The 17,704-nt window shown below is 65.8% G+C and carries 17 protein-coding genes; 12 read left to right on the top strand and 5 right to left on the bottom strand.

The annotated features are described in order from the left end of the window. Position 1 precedes the first annotated feature (1 nt). Positions 2-1,510, bottom strand: a complete 1,509-nt coding sequence (locus tag VOI21_RS19685) for an MDR family MFS transporter (RefSeq protein ID WP_323771668.1) — start codon at positions 1,508-1,510, stop codon at positions 2-4. A 180-nt stretch (positions 1,511-1,690) separates the two neighbouring features. On the opposite strand from VOI21_RS19685, the gene VOI21_RS19680 reads away from it, so the two are divergent. The 11 genes from VOI21_RS19680 to VOI21_RS19630 all read left to right on the top strand — a co-directional run bounded on the left by VOI21_RS19680 (position 1,691) and on the right by VOI21_RS19630 (position 13,360). Beyond that, entirely contained in the window at positions 1,691-2,293 is a 603-nt protein-coding gene (locus tag VOI21_RS19680) for a MarR family transcriptional regulator (RefSeq protein WP_323771667.1), read from the top strand. Positions 2,294-2,347: 54 nt separating this feature from the next. Continuing rightward, positions 2,348-2,677, top strand: coding sequence for a metalloregulator ArsR/SmtB family transcription factor (locus tag VOI21_RS19675; protein WP_323771666.1), 330 nt, complete (start codon positions 2,348-2,350; stop codon positions 2,675-2,677). Then, complete coding sequence (locus VOI21_RS19670; protein WP_323771665.1) at positions 2,677-3,126, top strand: SRPBCC domain-containing protein; 450 nt, start codon at positions 2,677-2,679, stop codon at positions 3,124-3,126. The genes VOI21_RS19675 and VOI21_RS19670 overlap by 1 nt, the downstream gene beginning before the upstream one ends. Before the next feature lie 35 nt (positions 3,127-3,161). Next, positions 3,162-3,665 (top strand): SRPBCC family protein, encoded by a 504-nt coding sequence (locus VOI21_RS19665; RefSeq protein ID WP_323771664.1) that lies wholly within the window; start codon positions 3,162-3,164, stop codon positions 3,663-3,665. A 199-nt stretch (positions 3,666-3,864) separates the two neighbouring features. Then, positions 3,865-5,280 carry a xanthine dehydrogenase small subunit gene (xdhA, locus tag VOI21_RS19660; RefSeq protein ID WP_323771663.1) on the top strand — a complete coding sequence of 472 codons (1,416 nt, stop codon included), beginning with the start codon at positions 3,865-3,867 and terminating at the stop codon, positions 5,278-5,280. Continuing rightward, the gene (gene xdhB / locus VOI21_RS19655) at positions 5,277-7,619 is read left to right on the top strand and encodes a xanthine dehydrogenase molybdopterin binding subunit (protein WP_323771662.1); all 2,343 of its coding nucleotides are present in this window, start codon (positions 5,277-5,279) and stop codon (positions 7,617-7,619) included. The genes xdhA and xdhB overlap by 4 nt, the downstream gene beginning before the upstream one ends. Next, positions 7,616-8,569, top strand: a complete 954-nt coding sequence (gene xdhC / locus VOI21_RS19650; protein WP_323771661.1) for a xanthine dehydrogenase accessory protein XdhC — start codon at positions 7,616-7,618, stop codon at positions 8,567-8,569. The genes xdhB and xdhC overlap by 4 nt, the downstream gene beginning before the upstream one ends. Continuing rightward, positions 8,536-10,059 carry an ABC transporter ATP-binding protein gene (locus VOI21_RS19645; protein ID WP_323771660.1) on the top strand — a complete coding sequence of 508 codons (1,524 nt, stop codon included), beginning with the start codon at positions 8,536-8,538 and terminating at the stop codon, positions 10,057-10,059. Before xdhC ends, VOI21_RS19645 begins: the two co-directional genes overlap by 34 nt. 69 nt (positions 10,060-10,128) lie before the next feature. Then, positions 10,129-11,214, top strand: a complete 1,086-nt coding sequence (locus VOI21_RS19640; RefSeq protein ID WP_323771659.1) for an ABC transporter permease — start codon at positions 10,129-10,131, stop codon at positions 11,212-11,214. A 103-nt stretch (positions 11,215-11,317) separates the two neighbouring features. Then, the gene (locus tag VOI21_RS19635) at positions 11,318-12,241 is read left to right on the top strand and encodes an ABC transporter permease (protein WP_323771658.1); all 924 of its coding nucleotides are present in this window, start codon (positions 11,318-11,320) and stop codon (positions 12,239-12,241) included. A gap of 42 nt (positions 12,242-12,283) precedes the next feature. Then, positions 12,284-13,360, top strand: a complete 1,077-nt coding sequence (locus VOI21_RS19630; RefSeq protein ID WP_323771657.1) for a BMP family ABC transporter substrate-binding protein — start codon at positions 12,284-12,286, stop codon at positions 13,358-13,360. Between the two features lie 81 nt (positions 13,361-13,441). On the opposite strand, the gene VOI21_RS19625 is transcribed toward VOI21_RS19630, so the two are convergent. After that, the gene (locus tag VOI21_RS19625) at positions 13,442-13,948 is read right to left on the bottom strand and encodes a pilus assembly protein N-terminal domain-containing protein (RefSeq protein WP_323771656.1); all 507 of its coding nucleotides are present in this window, start codon (positions 13,946-13,948) and stop codon (positions 13,442-13,444) included. 133 nt (positions 13,949-14,081) lie between these two features. Beyond that, positions 14,082-14,837, bottom strand: coding sequence for a vWA domain-containing protein (locus tag VOI21_RS19620; RefSeq protein ID WP_323771655.1), 756 nt, complete (start codon positions 14,835-14,837; stop codon positions 14,082-14,084). 170 nt (positions 14,838-15,007) lie between these two features. Here VOI21_RS19620 and VOI21_RS19615 point away from each other — a divergent pair, with 170 nt between their 5' ends. Then, complete coding sequence (locus VOI21_RS19615) at positions 15,008-15,937, top strand: aldo/keto reductase (RefSeq protein ID WP_323771654.1); 930 nt, start codon at positions 15,008-15,010, stop codon at positions 15,935-15,937. Between the two features lie 4 nt (positions 15,938-15,941). Here VOI21_RS19615 and VOI21_RS19610 read toward each other — a convergent pair whose 3' ends face one another. Next, a complete protein-coding gene (locus tag VOI21_RS19610) occupies positions 15,942-16,610 on the bottom strand; it encodes a nitroreductase (RefSeq protein WP_323771653.1) in 669 nt (222 codons plus the stop codon). Further along, positions 16,607-17,683 carry a CaiB/BaiF CoA-transferase family protein gene (locus tag VOI21_RS19605; protein WP_323771652.1) on the bottom strand — a complete coding sequence of 359 codons (1,077 nt, stop codon included), beginning with the start codon at positions 17,681-17,683 and terminating at the stop codon, positions 16,607-16,609. Before VOI21_RS19605 ends, VOI21_RS19610 begins: the two co-directional genes overlap by 4 nt. Positions 17,684-17,704: the final 21 nt, after the last annotated feature.

Raw genomic sequence — 17,704 nt, 5'->3', positions numbered from 1 at the left:
GTTAGCCGTCCGCGAAAGGCTCTTCCCGCAGCAACATCGAGGCAATGCAGGCCAGCAGCGCCGCTGCCGCCGCCGCCCAGAAGATCGGGTGCAGCGCATCGGAAAAGCCGTCCAGCACCCGAGCCTGCGTTTCTGCGGGCAGCGCATTGACCACTTCCGCACCCAGCGCGCCGATCCCGCCCGACACGTCACCCGGCAAGGCATCCGCCAGATTGCGCATCAGCCCCGCGCTGAACATCGCGCCAAAGACCGCCGTGCCGACCGACCCGCCGATCAGGCGGAACATGTTGGTCGAGGCGGTGCCAACCCCCATCATGGAGTGCGGCACAGCATTCTGGATCGCCGCCACACCGACCGCAAAAACCGGCCCAAGGCCAAGGCCGACCAAGACCATGACGGCCCCGATGACCCACAACGCGCTGTCCGCATCAAGCCGCGACATCGCCAGCATCGCCAGCGCCAGCAGACCCGTCGACAGCGTCGGCATCAGTTTGTACCGCCCGGTCGACGACATGATCCGGCCCGCCACCGTGGACGACAGGATCAGACCGCCCATCATCGGAACAAGGAACAGACCCGACGCGGTGGGGGTCACGCCTTTGACCATCTGCAAGAACAGCGGCAGAAAGGTGATCGTGCCAAACATGCCCATGCCGACCAGAAAACCCACCGCATTGACCACCAGAAAGGTGTTGTTGGAGAACAGCGACAGCGGCAGGATCGGCTCTTGCGCGCGCTTCTCTGTCATCACAAAGCCGCTCAGGGCAAGGATCAGGCCAAGGATCAGACCCACCGTCGGCAGACCGCTCCAGCCATAGGTGCCCGCCACCTGGGGCACCAGCACGACACTGCCCAGCAGCGCCGCCAGCAACAGCGCCCCCAGATAGTCCACCGGCTTGTCCGAGCGTTCAACCGGCGTGGGCAGCGCGCGGTTCAGCACGACAAAGGCCAGCACACCCACGGGCAGATTGACGAAAAAGACCCAGTGCCAGCCGATGCTCTGCACGATGGCCCCGCCCATCAGCGGCCCGATCACCGTCGACACGCCAAAGGCCGCGCCAAGATAGCCCTGCGCCTTGCCGCGCTCTCGTGGGGGCATCAGGTCGCCCACGGTGGTCATGCAGGTCACGATCAGCCCGCCGCCGCCCAGGCCCTGCACCACGCGCCCGGCAATCACCGTGCCCATCGAGCCGGCGGTGCCGCAGATCACCGCGCCCACCACAAAGATCAGGATACCGCCCTGCAAGACCGCCTTGCGACCATAGAGATCGGACAGTTTTCCCGCCACCGGCGCCCCAATGGTCGAGGCCAGCAGATAGGCGGTGATCACCCATGTGATATGATCCATCCCGCCAAGGTCGGCGACCATGACCGGCATGGCGGTTGAAACAATGGTCTGGCCGAGCGAGGCAAACAACAGCGTCGCCCCGATGGCGGCCAGCGCAAGGCGCAGCGTCGCGGGGTCAGGGCGCTCAATTGTAGGAATGTCAGGGGCTTCGGCGAGCGACATGAGAAAATCCTTGAAACAGCGAAACTGCGAAACAGCGCCCCCCGGCCCGCACGCGGAATGATCCGGGCAGGCACAAGGATTGCATCGGTTCTGAACTGGCACTAGATATGTGCCAGAGACAAATACATGTCAACAGCACGCTTTTGTCGAAAGCATGCGGTTTCGCACAACGGGGTTTGCATGGGCGCACGGGATGACAAACTGAAGGCGCAGCTGGAACGCGCCGGGATCGGCGCGGACGTCACGCAGGCGGCTCTGGACGTCGACGCGATCTTGCAGGTCTGGCGCCGCAAGATCTTCAAGCGTGAGTTGGGCTTGCGCGCCCTGCAGGATCTGGACCTGCAAATCGAGCTGGCCGAACTGGACGTGCTGATGGCCGTCTGGGCACCGTCCAATGAATTCCGCGATACCTCGGGTGAGGAAACCATGGTCTCGACCGTGGCCACCCGACTCAATATCGACCCCTCGCGCGCCAGCCGCCTGACCAGCCAGTTGATCAAGCGCGGCTTCCTGCGCCGCGCGGTCAGCCAGCAGGACGCACGGCGCGCCGTGCTGGAATTGACCGACGCGGGCAAACGCGCCATCGAAGCCGTGCGCAGTTACAAGTTTCTCGTGCTCGGGTCTTACCTCAAGGACTGGACACCCGAGGAAATCGCCACCTTCCTGCCCTTGCTGGAACGGTTCATGGCGTGGTCGGAACGCGCCGCCTGCCCCTCTGGTCCGGTGGCCGAAGAAATCGCCGCCCTGCGCGATACGCTGTCCGACGCCAAGCGCAAAACCTAGCCAACTGGCTAAGTTTCTCTTGACGCAGGCGAGCGCGCCGGAATAGATAGCCATATGGCTAACCATCTGGACTCACTCTTCGGCGCCCTCTCCGATCCGACCCGCCGCGCGGTGATCGAACGGCTGATGTCTGGCCCGGCCCCGGTCTCTGACCTGCACCGGGATCACGACATGGCTTTGCCCTCTTTCCTCAAACACCTTGGCAGGCTGGAGGCGGCGGGCCTCATCCGCTCGCTGAAACGCGGACGCACCCGCATCGTCCATATCGAAGCGGCCCCCTTGGCCGAAGTGGAAAACTGGCTTTCACGCCAACGCGCCTTGTGGGAAGGCCGCCTTGATCGGTTGGCGGCCCTCGCAGAAGACATGGACCCCGGAGAAAAGTGATGGATTTCGAAACACTGACCCTGCAACGCAAGGTTGCCTGTCCGCCCGACCGCCTGTTCCACCTCCTGACGGACCGGGCGGCGCGCGAAACCTGGGGCGCGCCGAATGACGATGTCACTGTGATCATAGACATCTTCGACATGCGCCCCGGCGGGCGCGAAGTATCGCGCTGCGGCCCGAAAGAGGCCCCTCATTTCGCTGTCACCACCGACTTTCATGTCGTCGACGCCCCCGGCCGCCTGATCTGCACCGAAACCCTTGATATGGGCGACGGGCCGGTCTCGGTCTCGCTCATCACGCAGCAGGTCAGCGCGACCGCTGAGGGGTGCCTGCTGTCCGTCACCCTCCAGATCGCCAGCCTGAGCGGCCCGGCGCTGTTCGACGACTACAAGATCGGCTGGAACGGCGGGCTCGACAACCTTGTCCACCTCGCCGAAGCGCACGGCTGACCTCCACACCCTCGCCCCGCACAAGGAGCCTGCACATGACCGCCACCCCGTCGCCGCAAACAGACTTTGACCCCACGCTCGACCTGCGCCTTGACCGGCTGATCCATGCCAGCCCCGCCCGCGTCTGGCGCTGCTGGACAGAGCCAGAACTGCTCAAACAATGGTTCGCCCCCAAACCGGTCGAAACCATCGAGGCGGTGCTAGACCCGCGCCCCGGCGGCCGCTTTTTCACCGTCATGCGTATCCCCGAAATGGGCGACATGCCCGGCGAAGGCTGCCTTCTCGTGGCCGAACCGGACCGCCGACTGGTCTGGACCAACACCATGCACACCGGGTTTCGCCCCGTGACGCTCGACGCACCCGGCAGCTTTGCCTTCACCGTCGAAATCACCCTTGCGCCGGAAAACGAGGGCTGCCGCTACAGCGCCACCGTCCGCCACGCCGACGCGGCGGGATGCAAGACCCACGCCGATATGGGCTTTGAAGGCGGCTGGGGCACAGCGGCGAAACAGATGGAGGCGCTTGCGCAGACGCTCTGAGCGCCCAAATCAGCGCCGCGCCCCCCGCGCCTGCCACCAAAAGCAGCGATTTTTCCTTGCCAATCCGGGCACCCCGCGCCTAGCCTGAACGCCGAACATCAGGGACGCGCGCTTTCTACGCCGCATCGAAGGCGCGCCCCCCGGACCGATCCGGGGGCCCAGTCCGGGGCAATCGGTAAGGCGGCGGGTCACTGGACAAATGAACATCACCTTTCTTCTGAACGGAGAGAGCGTGGACCTGCGAGAGGTTCCGGCCACCTTCACGCTGCTCGACTGGCTGCGCGAAAAGCGCGGCCTCACCGGCACCAAAGAGGGCTGCAATGAGGGCGATTGCGGCGCGTGCTCTGTCATGGTGACGGATGCAAATGGCACGCGGGCACTCAACGCCTGCATCCTGTTCCTGCCACAACTGCACGGCAAGGCGGTGCGCACGGTCGAGGGGCTGTCCGGTCCGGACGGGCAACTGCACCCGGTGCAACAGGCGCTGGTCGATTTCCATGGCAGCCAATGCGGCTTTTGCACGCCCGGTTTCGCTGTCTCCATGGCCACCGCGCATCTGAACGGCGACACCAACCACAACGACGCGCTGGCTGGCAACCTGTGCCGCTGCACCGGATACGCGCCGATTCTGCGCGCCGCCCGCGCCGCCGCTGATTTGCCCGCACCGGACTGGCTCAAGGGCGATCAGGATTTCTTCTGTCCCGAAATATCCTCGGGGGGGTCCGGCGCAGCCGGGCGGGGGGCAGACAGCCCCCCTCCAAACGTCCATGCCCCCGCATCCGCTGATGAATTGGCAAACCTCTACGCCGCGCAGCCCAAGGCCACGCTGGTGGCCGGGGCGACGGATGTCGGCCTCTGGGTGACCAAACAATTGCGCGATCTGGACAGCGTGATCTTCCTCAACCGCTGCGCCGACCTGCAAGAGATCACCGAAACGGACACCGAGATCCGCATCGGCACAGGCGTCACCATGGACCGCGTCCACGCGCTGATGAAGGTTCACTCGCCCAGCTACGCCGAGATGATCCGCCGCTATGGGTCCACCCAGGTGCGCAACGCCGCCACCATCGGCGGCAACATCGCCAACGGCTCGCCCATCGGGGACAACCCGCCCGCCCTGATCGCGCTGGGGGCCACCCTGCACCTGCGCCGGGGCGATACCCGGCGCGCCCTGCCGATCGAGGACTTCTTTCTCGACTACGGCAAACAGGACCGCGCCAAAGGGGAATTTGTCGAGGCCGTCTCGATCCCGAAAGGCCCGGACACCCTGCGCGTCTACAAGCTGTCGAAACGCTTTGATCAGGACATTTCCGCCCTCTGTGGCGCTTTCAACCTGACCATCACCGACGGCATCGTCACCCGCGCCCGCATCGCCTTTGGCGGTATGGCGGGCATTCCCAAACGCGCCACACAGGTCGAGGCCGCGATCACCGGGCGGCCTTGGACAGAGGTCACGGTAGACGCCGCCGCCCCCGCGTGGGAGCAGGATTTCACCCCGATGTCGGACATGCGCGCCAGCGCCGGCTACCGCCTGACCGCGGCACGCAACATGCTGCGCCGCGCGCTCGCCGAGGATCAGGGCCACGCCACCAGCGTGCTGGAGGTCCGCCCATGAGCGTGAACACACCCCTGCCCCATGACGCCGCCCGCCTGCATGTCACCGGCCGCGCGCGTTACGTCGATGACATCCCGACACCGGCCAATTGCCTGCACCTTGCCTTTGGCCTCTCTCCCATCGCCGCCGGACGGCTGACCGCGCTGGATCTTGACGCCGTGCGCAGCGCCCCCGGTGTGGTTGGCGTCTGGACCCACGCCGACCTGCCGTCAGACTGCGATTGTTCCCCGTCGAACCACGATGAGCCCATGCTGTCGGACGGCAGCATCCACTATCAGGGCCAGCCGCTGTTCCTTGTCGCCGCCGACAGCCACCTTGCCGCGCGCAAGGCGGTGGCCTTGGCCGGGATCGAAACCGAAGCGACCTCGCCGATCCTGACCATCGAACAGGCGCTGGCCGCCGACAGCCGGTTTGAGGAAGGCCCCCGCATCTGGTCCCGGGGCGACACCGAATCCGCCATCGCCAACGCCGCCCATCGCGTCGAGGGCACCATCGAGATGGGCGGGCAAGAGCATTTCTACCTCGAAGGTCAGGCCGCGCTGGTCACCCCGCAGGAAGACGGCGACATGCATGTGGTGTCGTCCACCCAGCATCCGACCGAGATCCAGCACAAGGTCGCGGATGCGCTGAACCTGTCGATGCACAACGTCCGGGTGGAAACCCGGCGCATGGGCGGCGGTTTTGGCGGCAAGGAAAGTCAGGGCAACGCGCTGGCCATCGCCTGCGCGGTGGTTGCAGCGGCCACCGGACGGCCCGCGAAGATGCGCTATGACCGCGACGATGACATGATCATCACCGGCAAGCGGCATGATTTCCGCATCGACTATCGCGCGGGCGTGGACAATGACGGGGTGATCGAGGGCATCGAGTTCCTGCACTACACCCGCTGCGGCTGGGCACAGGATCTGTCGCTGCCGGTGGCGGACCGCGCCATGTTGCACGCAGACAACGCCTATTTCCTGCCCGCCGTGCGGATCGAGTCGCACCGCCTGAAGACCAACACCCAAAGCGCCACCGCCTTTCGCGGCTTTGGCGGGCCGCAGGGCGTGGTCGGGGTCGAGCGGGTCATGGACCATATCGCCCACGTGCTGGGCCGCGACCCGCTACAGATCCGGCGGGCGAATTATTACGACAGGTCGGAGGGGGGCGCTGCCCCCCACTCGGACAAGCCGAGCCCCCCCGGAGGTATTTTCACCAAGAAGAAGCCGCGAAACGTCACGCCCTATGGACAGGACGTGACCGATTTCATCCTGCACGAGATGACCGACGCGCTGGCGAAATCCTGTGACTATGCGGTGCGGCGCGCGGATGTCGCGGCATGGAACGCCGCCAACACGGTCCTCAAGCGGGGGCTGGCGCTGACGCCGGTCAAGTTCGGGATTTCCTTTACCCTGACGCATCTCAATCAGGCGGGTGCCTTGGTGCATGTCTATCAGGACGGATCCATCGCCATGAACCACGGCGGCACCGAGATGGGACAGGGCCTGTTCCAGAAGGTGGCGCAGGTGGCGGCCCATGTCTTTGGCGTGCCGGTCGAGACCGTGCGCATCACCGCCACCGACACCGCCAAGGTGCCCAATACCTCGGCCACGGCGGCCTCTTCGGGATCGGACCTGAACGGGGCTGCGGTCAGGATCGCCTGCGAGACGCTGCGCGCCCGCATGGCAGAGCATCTGGCCCAGATGCACCAGTGCCGCCCCGATGAGGTGATCTTTGACGGCGGGCGCGTGCGGGCGGGCGCGCAGGAGATGCGCTTTGCCGAAGCGGCAGCCTTTTGCTACGCGGGCCGCGTCAGCCTGTCAGCCACCGGGTTCTACAAGACACCCGGCATCACATGGGACCGGCTGCGCGGCGACGGTCGGCCGTTCTACTATTTCGCCTATGGGGCGGCCTGCACAGAGGTGGTCGTCGACACCCTGACCGGCGAAAACCGGATGTTGCGCACCGATATCCTGCATGATGCCGGCAAATCCCTGAACCCAGCCATCGACATTGGTCAGGTCGAGGGCGGGTTCTTGCAAGGCGCGGGCTGGCTGACGACCGAGGAGTTGGTCTGGGACGACAAGGGGCGTCTGCGCACCCACGCCCCCTCGACCTACAAGATCCCCGCCTGCTCGGACGCGCCGGAGGTGTTCAACGTCGCGCTTTGGGACGGAGAAAACCGTGAGGAAACGGTCTATCGCTCCAAGGCGGTGGGCGAGCCGCCCTTTATGCTGGGGGTGTCGGCCCTGATGGCGCTGTCGGATGCGGTGGGCGCCTGCGGCTCGGTCTATCCGGCGCTGGATGCGCCCGCGACGCCCGAGAGGGTGCTGGCGGCCATCGGGCGGGTGCGGGCATGAGCTTTGACCTTGACGCCCTGCGCCGCGCCGTTGCCGCCCATGGCCGGGTGGCGCGGGTTGTGGTGGCCGAGGTGGCGGGCTCTGCCCCGCGCGAGGTGGGCGCTGCGATGCTGGTCTGGCCGGAACGGGGCGGCACCGGGCAAAGCGGCACCATCGGCGGCGGCGCGCTGGAATTTGCCGCCGCACGCGAGGCCTTTGACCAAAAGGGGCTGACGCGCCATCCGCTGGGCCCAGCGCTGGGTCAGTGTTGCGGCGGCGCAGTAACGCTGCTGACCGAACAGTTTGATGCCGCCGCCCTCGCTGCGCTGGATGACCGCGACGTGGTCGCCCGCGGGGCCGGTGACATGCCGCTTGCCGTCCACCGTGTGCTTGACCGGGCCCGCGCCCGGGGTGAGGCACCGGAGCCGCAATTGGTGCAGGGCTGGATGATCGAACCTGTCGCGCCGCCCGCGCTTCATGTCTGGGTCTGGGGCGCGGGCCATGTCGGGCGCGCCCTGATCTCAACCCTGGCCCCGCTGCCGGGGTTCAAACTGACCTGGGTGGACACCGGGGCAGAGCGTTTTCCCGCACCCCCGCAGGACGGCGTGACTATCCTGCCGACCCCTGCGCCGGCCAGCGCCATGGCGCTGGCCCCGAAAGACGCAGCGCATCTGATCCTGACCTACAGCCATGAGCTGGACCTGTCGCTGTGCCACGCGGCGCTGCGACACGGGTTCGGCTTTTGCGGGCTGATCGGGTCCGAGACGAAAAAGGCCCGCTTTCACAACAGGCTGGCCGCGCTGGGCCACACCCCTGCCCAAATCGACGCCATCTGCTGTCCGATCGGGCAGAAAGACCTCGGCAAACACCCGCAGGCCATTGCCATCGGCACTGCCTCCCAGCTACTCAGTTTGCAAAAAACAAGGAATGACAAGGCGTGGCCGATGCACTCCTCAGCCTCCGGGGCCTGACCAAGATCTATCCCGGCGTGATTGCCAATGACGCCGTGTCGTTTGACATCGGGCGCGGTGAAATCCACGCCCTGCTGGGCGAGAACGGCGCCGGCAAATCGACGCTGGTCAAGATGATCTACGGGCTGGTCGCCCCCGACAAGGGGGAGATGCAGCTGGACGGCGCGCGCTATGAACCGGCCAAACCGTCCGAGGCGCGCCGCGCCGGGATCGCCATGGTGTTCCAGCATTTCTCGCTGTTCGACGCGCTCAACGTGGCGGAGAACGTGGCCCTCGGGATGGAAACCCCGCCGCCGATGTCCGACCTTGCCCGCCAGATCCGCGAGGTGTCGGAAACCTACGGCTTGCCGCTGGACCCCGGGCGCACCGTCGGCACGCTGTCGGCGGGCGAACGCCAGCGGGTCGAGATCATCCGCTGCCTGTTGCAGAACCCACGCCTGCTGATCATGGACGAACCGACCAGCGTGCTGACCCCGCAAGAGGTCGACATCCTGTTCGAAACCCTGCGTAAGCTGAAGGCCGAAGGCACCTCGATCCTCTATATCTCGCACAAGCTGGAAGAGATCCGCGCCCTGTGTGACAACGCCACCATCCTGCGGCTGGGCAAGAAGGTGGACACTTGCATTCCATCGCAATCCTCGGCCCGGCAAATGGCCGAGATGATGGTCGGGTCCAGCTTTGCCACACCACAGGCCCGTGGCGGCACGGCGGGCGAGGTGCTGCTGGCGGTGCGCGACCTGCAACTGCCCGCGCCGGGCGCCTTTGGCACCCCGCTGCGCGGCATCAGCTTTGAGGTCCGCGCCGGTGAGGTGCTGGGCATTGGTGGCGTGGCGGGCAACGGGCAGGATGAACTGCTGTCGGCGCTTTCGGGCGAACGCGAAGCCCCCACCGGCAGCATCCTCCTCGACGGCAAGGATATCAGCCGCGCCGGTCCGATTGCGCGGCGCGGGATGGGGGTGCTGTCCGGTCCCGAAGAGCGGCTGGGCCATGCCGCCGCCCCGGACATGAGCCTGATCGAAAACGGCGTGCTGACAGCCGCGCGCAGCGAAGGTATGCTGACCCGCGGCTTTATCTCGTGGGGCAAGGCGCGGCGCTTTGCCGAAGAGGTGATCGGCCACTTTGACGTGCGCACGCCCGGTCCCGGCACGGCCGCCCGCGCGCTGTCGGGCGGCAACCTGCAAAAATTCGTCGTCGGGCGCGAAATCCTGCAAGGACCGCAGGTTCTGGTGCTGAACCAGCCCACATGGGGCGTGGACGCCGCCGCCGCCGCCTTTATCCGCCAATCGGTCCTCGATCTGGCCGCCAAGGGGGCGGCGGTTGTGGTCATCAGTCAGGATCTGGATGAGCTGATGGAGGTTTCCGACCGGTTCGGCGCGCTGAACGAAGGGCGCCTATCGCCCACGCGTCCCGTTGCCAGCCTGAATATCGAACAGATCGGCCTGATGATGGGTGGCGCGCATGACATGGAGGTGGCGCATGTGGATGTCTGACCGCCGCTCGACCGGGGCCCGAATTTTCGCCGAAAATTCGCCTCTCCCGACACGCACCGGAGGCCGCCCATGATCCGGCTGGAAAAACGCCCCCAACCATCGCGGCGCTGGACCTTTCTGGCCCCGGTGCTGGCCGTGCTGCTGACCATGTTTGTCGGCGGATTGCTGTTCGCGGCCCTTGGCGCGAACCCGTTCGAGGCGATCCGCACCATCTTTTGGGACCCGATCTTCAACACGCAATTCGCCGGGTTCACGCGGCCTCAACTGCTGGTCAAGGCCGCACCGCTGATCCTGATCGCCATTGGCCTATCCATCGGCTTTCGCGCTGGGATCTGGAACATCGGCGCCGAGGGCCAGTACATCATGGGCGCCATCTGCGGTGCCGCCGCCGGTCTGGCGCTCTACCCGTCCGACAGTCTTCTGATCTTTCCGATGATGATTGTCGCGGGCGCGCTGGGGGGCTGGGTCTGGGCGATGATCCCGGCGGTCCTGAAAACCCGCTTTGGCACCAATGAAATCCTCGTCTCGCTGATGCTGGTCTACGTGGCCGAAACCATCCTCGGCTCGGTCGCCACCGGCCTCCTGCGCAACCCCGAGGGCCGCGGCTTTCCCGGGTCGCGCAATTTCAAACAATGGGACGCCGCCCATAACGCCGAGATCTTCTCGGGCACGGGCATGCACTGGGGCGTGGTCTTTGCCTTCATCGCGGTGATCGGCGCCTACGTCCTGCTGACCCGGCATATCCTTGGCTACAACATCCGCCTGACCGGCGAGGCACCCCGCGCCGCGCGCTTCTCGGGCGTGCGCCCGGCGCGCATCGTGCTGATCTGCCTTGGCATCTCGGGGCTTCTGGCCGGGATGGCGGGCCTGTTCGAGGTCACCGGCCCCGCGGGGCAAATCTCGATCGACTTCAACTCGGGCTACGGGTTCACCGCCATCATCGTTGCCTTCCTTGGACGATTGAACCCAGTCGGCATCCTTCTGGCCGGACTGCTGATGGCGCTGACGTATATCGGCGGCGAACTGGCGCAACTGATGCTGGGTGTGCCAGGGGCCTCGATCCAGCTGTTCCAGGGGATGCTGCTGTTCTTCCTGCTGGGCGTCGACGTCTTCACCAATTACCGCCTGCGCTTCGGCCGGAGGGAGGTCGCATGACCCACAGCAGCCGTTTCTTCTGTCCAAAAATATCCCGGGGGGACTGCGCCGCAGGCGCAGGGGGGCAGCGCCCCCTTTCTCCGGCAGCCACGGGACACGCCCTATGGACCTGAGCTCGATCAACCCCGTCCTCCTGATCGCCTCGATCATGGTCTCGGCCACACCCATCCTTCTGGCCGCCATCGGTGAGATGGTGGTGGAAAAATCCGGCGTGCTGAACCTTGGGGTCGAGGGCATGATGATCACCGGCGCGGTGGTCGGCTTTGCCGTGGCGGTCAATTCGACCTCACCCGCCGCTGGCTTTCTTGCCGCCGCCGTCGCCTCTGCGGTGCTGTCGCTGGCCTTTGGCGTGCTGACCCAGTTCCTGCTGTCCAACCAGGTCGCCACCGGCCTTGGCCTGACACTTGTGGGTCTGGGCATGTCCAGCCTGATCGGCAAACCCTATGAGGGCATGAAAAGCCCCACCCTGCCGAAACTGGACATCCCCCTGCTCTCGGACCTGCCCGTCGTGGGGCGGATGCTGTTCAGCCACGATCTGATGGTCTATCTCAGCCTTGTGCTGGTCGCGTGCGTCTGGTCCTTTCTGAAATACACCCGCGCCGGGCTGATCCTGCGCGCGGTGGGCGAAAGCCACGACAGCGCCCATGCGCTGGGCTACAAGGTGGTGCGCATCCGCCTGATCGCCATCCTGTTCGGCGGGGCCTGCGCGGGTCTTGGCGGGGCCTACCTCAGCCTTGTGCGCGTGCCGCAATGGACCGAAGGCATGACCGCCGGCGCAGGCTGGATCGCGCTGGCCATCGTGGTCTTTGCCAGCTGGCGCGCGGGCCGCGTGGCCGTCGGCGCGTATCTCTTTGGCGGCGTCACCGTGCTGCAACTGAACCTTCAGGCGGCGGGGGCAGATGTGCCGGTCGCCCTCTTGTCAGCCTCGCCCTATCTTGTCACGATCATCGTTCTGGTGATCATCTCGGCCTTGGGCGCACATGGCGCGCCCGCCTCTCTGGGCCGCCCGTTCCACGCCTCGTCCTGAGGCCAACCTTCACTCAAAAAACCACTCCAACAGGGGACCCCCATGAACAGAAGAACCCTCCTCTCCACCGCCGCCCTTGCGCTGACCCTCGGCTTTGGCTCTGCCGCCGCCGCGCAGGAAGTCACCGCAGGCTTCATCTATGTCGGCCCGATCGGCGACGGCGGCTGGACCTATGAGCACGACAAGGGCCGTTTGGCCGTCGAAGATGCCTTTGGCGACAAGGTCAAGACGATCTATCAGGAAAGCGTTCCCGAGGGCGCCGATTCAGAGCGCGCGATCACCCAGATGGCGCTGTCCGGTGCCGACATCATCTTTACCACCTCCTTCGGCTACATGGACCCGACGGTGTCCGTGGCTGCCAAATTCCCGAACGTGAAGTTCGAGCACGCCACCGGCTACAAGACCGCCGACAACGTGTCGATCTACTCGGCCCGCTTTTACGAAGGCCGCGCGATTCAGGGCCACATCGCGGGCTCGATGACCAAGACCAACAAGATCGGCTATATCGCCTCCTACCCGATCCCCGAGGTCATTCGCGGCATCAACTCCGCCTACATCCACGCCAAGAAGGTGAACCCGGATGTCGAATTCTCGGTCATCTGGGCCTTCACGTGGTTTGACCCGGCCAAAGAGGCCGACGCCGCCCGCGCGCTGATCGAAAACGGCGCGGACGTGATCCTGCAACACACCGACTCTACCGCGCCGCAGGCCGCCGCGGCAGAGGCGGGCAATGTCATCACCTTTGGTCAGGCCTCTGACATGGGCGACTACGCCCCCATGCCGCGCGTCTCGTCGATCATCGACAACTGGGCCCCCTACTACATCGACCGCGTGCAGGCGGTGATGGACGGCTCATGGGTCTCGACCGACACATGGGACGGCATCGGCCCGGGCATGGTCGGCATCGGTGAGATTTCCGACGCCGTTCCGGCAGAGGTCAAGGAACAGGCGCTGGCGCTCAAGGATGCCATCGCGGCGGGCGACTACCACCCGTTCACCGGCCCGCTGAACAAGGCCGACGGCTCGGTCTGGCTGGCCGAGGGCGAAGTGGCCGATGACGGCACCCTGCTGGGCATGGATTTCTACGTCGAAGGCATCACCGGCGACATCCCGAAGTAACCGGCCCCTTCAAGCCGGACCCGAAGACCAGACCCCGCCTTCCCGGCGGGGTCTTTTTTGTTGCCGCTCCAAAGGTCCGGCTCAGCAGGCTCCCACATCACTCAGCGTCACATATCCCCATGCCTTTAGCTGGCTCACAACCCCCTCCAAGGCGCTTTGCTGGCGGTCATCCGCCACGCAACCCAGCGCCGTCACCACCACGCCGTTACGCTCCAGCGCAACACCACCGACGCTTTTCTCCAGAAAAACCTGCATCGGGGCGATGTCGCGATAGACCACCACAACCAGATGGCTGATATCGGGCGGATTGTGGTCCGTGATCAGCGTCAGCGTCGTGCTGCCCACGGATTTGCCCAGCAGATAGACCGACCTGTCGCTCAGCGAACTGATGTCCGAAATATCCGGATCGCCGATCGACAGTTCGGAAAACGGCGCGGCAAAGTCCAGCGTCACCGCATGGCTCGCCTCGACCTCGACGACCTCATCCGCCCGATTGACCTCGAAGGACACCTCCTGCGCCAACACCGGGGCGCACAGGCCAAGGCTGCAGATTGTGCCAAAAGCAACTGACAAAAACGATTTGTTCATGAAAACCTCCTGAAAAAAACAGTGTCGCCCGCGCAATCGGCGGCGCGCGCAGATCCAGCATGCCGACTGGCTGTGGCGTCGTAAAGCATGGAAAGCCGGGCAGCACTTTGGGGGGTACAGCGCGCACGGCCCGTTAAGGCAACCGCCGCGCCGCGCCAATGTCCAGCGCGCCCAACACATTACAGCCCAGCGTCGTGCGCAGCGCGCCGATCAGTTGATCCACGGTTTCGGCGCTCACGTAGCGCCCGCCGGTCCGATCCGCCAGACAGCGGGCCACCGTGGTGGCCCCCGGATCGTCCGGTTTGGCCCAGTCGAAATGGTCACTGCGCACCTTGAAACCAATGACATGCACCGTCAGCCCCGGTGCTATCGCTGCGATCTCGGCGGCCAGCAGGCAAGGCGCGCCACCACAGGTTTCCTTGCCGTCTGTCACAAGGACTACGGTCCCCGGCTGGCGGGTATAGTCGAGCGTTTCCGCCGCCCGCCGCACGCTTTCCGTCAGGGATGTCCCGCCCGCCGGGCGCAATGCGTCCACATCGGCGATGATGCGCGGCCCCGCTTGCCACTGCGGTGAGAACCGCAAGTCGGTGTTTTCACAGGTCCGGTCCCCGGACGGGCCGTAAATCACCAGACCCAGCCGCCGCACCGTCGCAATAGAGGGGATCACCTGCCGCATCGCCGTGCGCGCCTCTGATATACGCGGCACGCCTATGGCGTTGTAGCCGATCTCGGCCATGCTGCCAGAGCCGTCAAAGACGATCATCGCGTCCTCGGTACAGCTTTCCCCGGCTCCCGTCACAGTGGGGGCGACAAATATGGCAGCCACCAAAGCAGCACTGGCAAAGCAGGGAAACACGCGCATCGGCAGGGTTCCTTTCCCAACCAGCATGGCAGGCACCCGCACGTCTGTCGAGTAACAGAGGCGTGCCGCCCCCCCGACCTTGGTGCTGTCCCGGCACGGGCCGCACAGCGCAAGCGCACCAGCCGCAGGCATTGAAAATCGCCCTCGGTGGCAGAACGGGGCTTTGCCTGCCCCCTCCGCCGTGGCAGGCTCCCCCCATGACCCTGACAACGATTTCGGGCGACACGCCCGCGCCCTTCGCCTTTGGCTGTATGCAATTCGGCGGCCGCGCCTCCGAGGCGGACAGCCGCGCCATGTTTGACGCCTGCCGCGCCGCGGGAATCGGCCATTTCGACACGGCCTATGTCTATACCGACGGCCAGTCGGAACAGATGCTGGGGCGCTTCGCCGCCACAGAGCGCGAAAAGCTGTTTATCGCCACCAAGGCCAAATTCGACGGCGGCGCCAGCAGCGCCAATATCCGCGCCTCGCTGGACGAAAGCCGCAGCCGCATGAACATGGAGGTGATCGACCTCTATTACATGCACCGCTGGGACGGCGACACACCGCTGCAAGAAACGTTCGAGACGCTGGCCGCCCTGCAATCGGACGGCCACATCCGCCATATCGGCGTCTCCAACTATGCCGCGTGGCAAGTGATGAAGGCGCAGGCCGTGGCCGCCAGCTTTGGCACGCGGATCGACGTGATCCAGCCGATGTACAACCTCGTGAAACGTCAGGCCGAGGTTGAGATCCTGCCCATGTGCGCGTCAGAGGGCATCCTGCCGGTGCCCTACTCGCCGCTGGGTGGCGGGCTGTTGACCGGCAAATACACTGGCGGCGGCGCGGGTCGCCTGACCGAGGACAAGATGTACGCCAGCCGCTATGGTCGGCCAGAAATGCATCAGGCCGCCACGGCGCTGGCCGATGTGGCCAAGGAACTGGGCACCGATCCGGCAACGCTGGCAGTGGCTTGGGTGGCTGCCCATCCCGCTGGCCCCGTCCCGATCCTGTCGGCCCGCAATGCCGACCAACTGACCCCCTCGCTGGCGGCGATGCGCTATCCGCTGGACGAGGCGCTTTATGCCCGCCTGTCGGCGCTCAGCCCCACGCCGCCCCCGGCCACCGACCGGCTGGAAGAGGCCTAGGCGTTCAGCGCCAGTCCACAACCTCATCCATCGGCGCGCGGTCGGTCCTGAACTGGTTCGCCGGGTGGTCGGGATCGGCATAGCCCAGCGCGATGCCACACAGCAGGTCGCGGTCCTCGGCGATGCCATAGCGCGCGCGCACAAACGGCGCGAACCCGGCGACCGAGGCCATCGCGCAACTGGCCACGCCCCGCGCCTGCAACGCCAGCAGGACGCCGGTGACATAGGCCCCGCAGTCCAGCACGCCATAGGTGCCGAGCGCCTTGGGTGTGGTGATCAGCAGAAAATTGGGCGCGCCGAACAGGCGAAAGTTCTCGCGCATCTGCTGGCCCGATGCGGCGCGTTCCCCTTTTTGCACCCCGACCGCATCGTACAGCTGCCAGCCGCAAATGCTGCGCCGGTCCTTGTAGATGCCCTCATACCGCGCCGGAAACGGAATGTCGCTCTGGTGTGCGGCGCTGGCCACATGCGCATACAGCGCCGAGGCAAAATCCGCCGTCTCCGCCTGAGACAGCGCAATTACCTGCCAGGGCTGCGAATTGCACCAGCTTGGCACTTTTTGCGCGTCCCCCAGCGCCGAATTTACGATCTCGCGCGGGACCGGATCCGGCAGGAACCCCCGGCAGGAAAACCGCGCCCCCAACAGCTCGGCAAATGTCTCACTTTGGCTCACAGCAGCCCCCTTTCCGTCAATTCCTGCAAGATCGCCACGCCGTCCTGTCCGCGGCGCGGCGGGTCGCCCACCGGCATGACCGCCCCGTCAAAGCGCGGCGCGGGCAACACGCTGCCCGCCGCATGCCCCCGCGCCACCATATGCGCGTCCTGCGCCGCCTCATCCGGACTCAGCACCGGGGCCACGCAGGCATCCGATCCGTCAAACCGTTCCGCCCAAAACTCACGCGACTTTTCGGCGAAAATTCGGCTTAACCGCGCGGCCTGCGCCGGCCATTGATCGGGATCGAACTGCGCCGCAAACCCGGGATCATCCGCCAGGCCCATGATCTCAAGGAACTGCGCGTAGAACTTCGGCTCAAGACACTGCACAGCCACATGCCCACCGCAGGCACAGACATAACACCGCGACCAATGCGGCCCGTCCAGCAGCGACCGTCCCCGCGCGCCGGTATCAAACCCCGTCCCCAGCGAGCGCAACAGCGCCATCATGTGCTGCGCCCCGTCGACAATCGCCGCATCCACCACGCAGCCTGTGCCACTGGTCCGCGCCTGCACCAGCCCCGCCAGCATCCCCACCGTCAGGTACAGCGCCCCCGCTCCGATATCGCCCAGCATCGTCGGTGGCACCCCCGGCACCGCCCCCGGCAACCCACCGTAGAACAAGGCCCCCGACAGCCCGAGGTAATTGAGGTCATGCCCCGCCTGCCGCGCCCGCGGGCCCTCCTGCCCCCAGCCGGTCATCCGCCCGTAGACCAACGCAGGTTGTTCGGCGCGTATCTCTTCGGGGCCCAGCCCCAGTCGTTCCATCACACCCGGGCGCATCCCCTCGATCAAACCGTCGGCGCTGCGGATCAGGGCCCGCGCTACCCCCAGATCGCCCGCACCCTTGAGGTCCAGCGCAATCGCCCGCTTGCCCCGGTCCAGCAGGTCAGACGCGCCTTTGGCCGGGTTCCCCTCACCGCCCTTGCGCTGCACCACGATCACATCGGCCCCCAGATCAGCCAGATGCATGGCGGCAAAGGGCGCAGGCCCCAGCGCCTCGAACTCTACAATCCGAATACCTGCCAGCATGTCGGTCTCTCCCCCAATTCC

The sequence above is a fragment of the Antarctobacter sp. genome, from assembly GCF_034670325.1.
GTDB lineage: Bacteria > Pseudomonadota > Alphaproteobacteria > Rhodobacterales > Rhodobacteraceae > Antarctobacter.
This window is presented reverse-complemented; position numbering and strand designations above follow the sequence as displayed.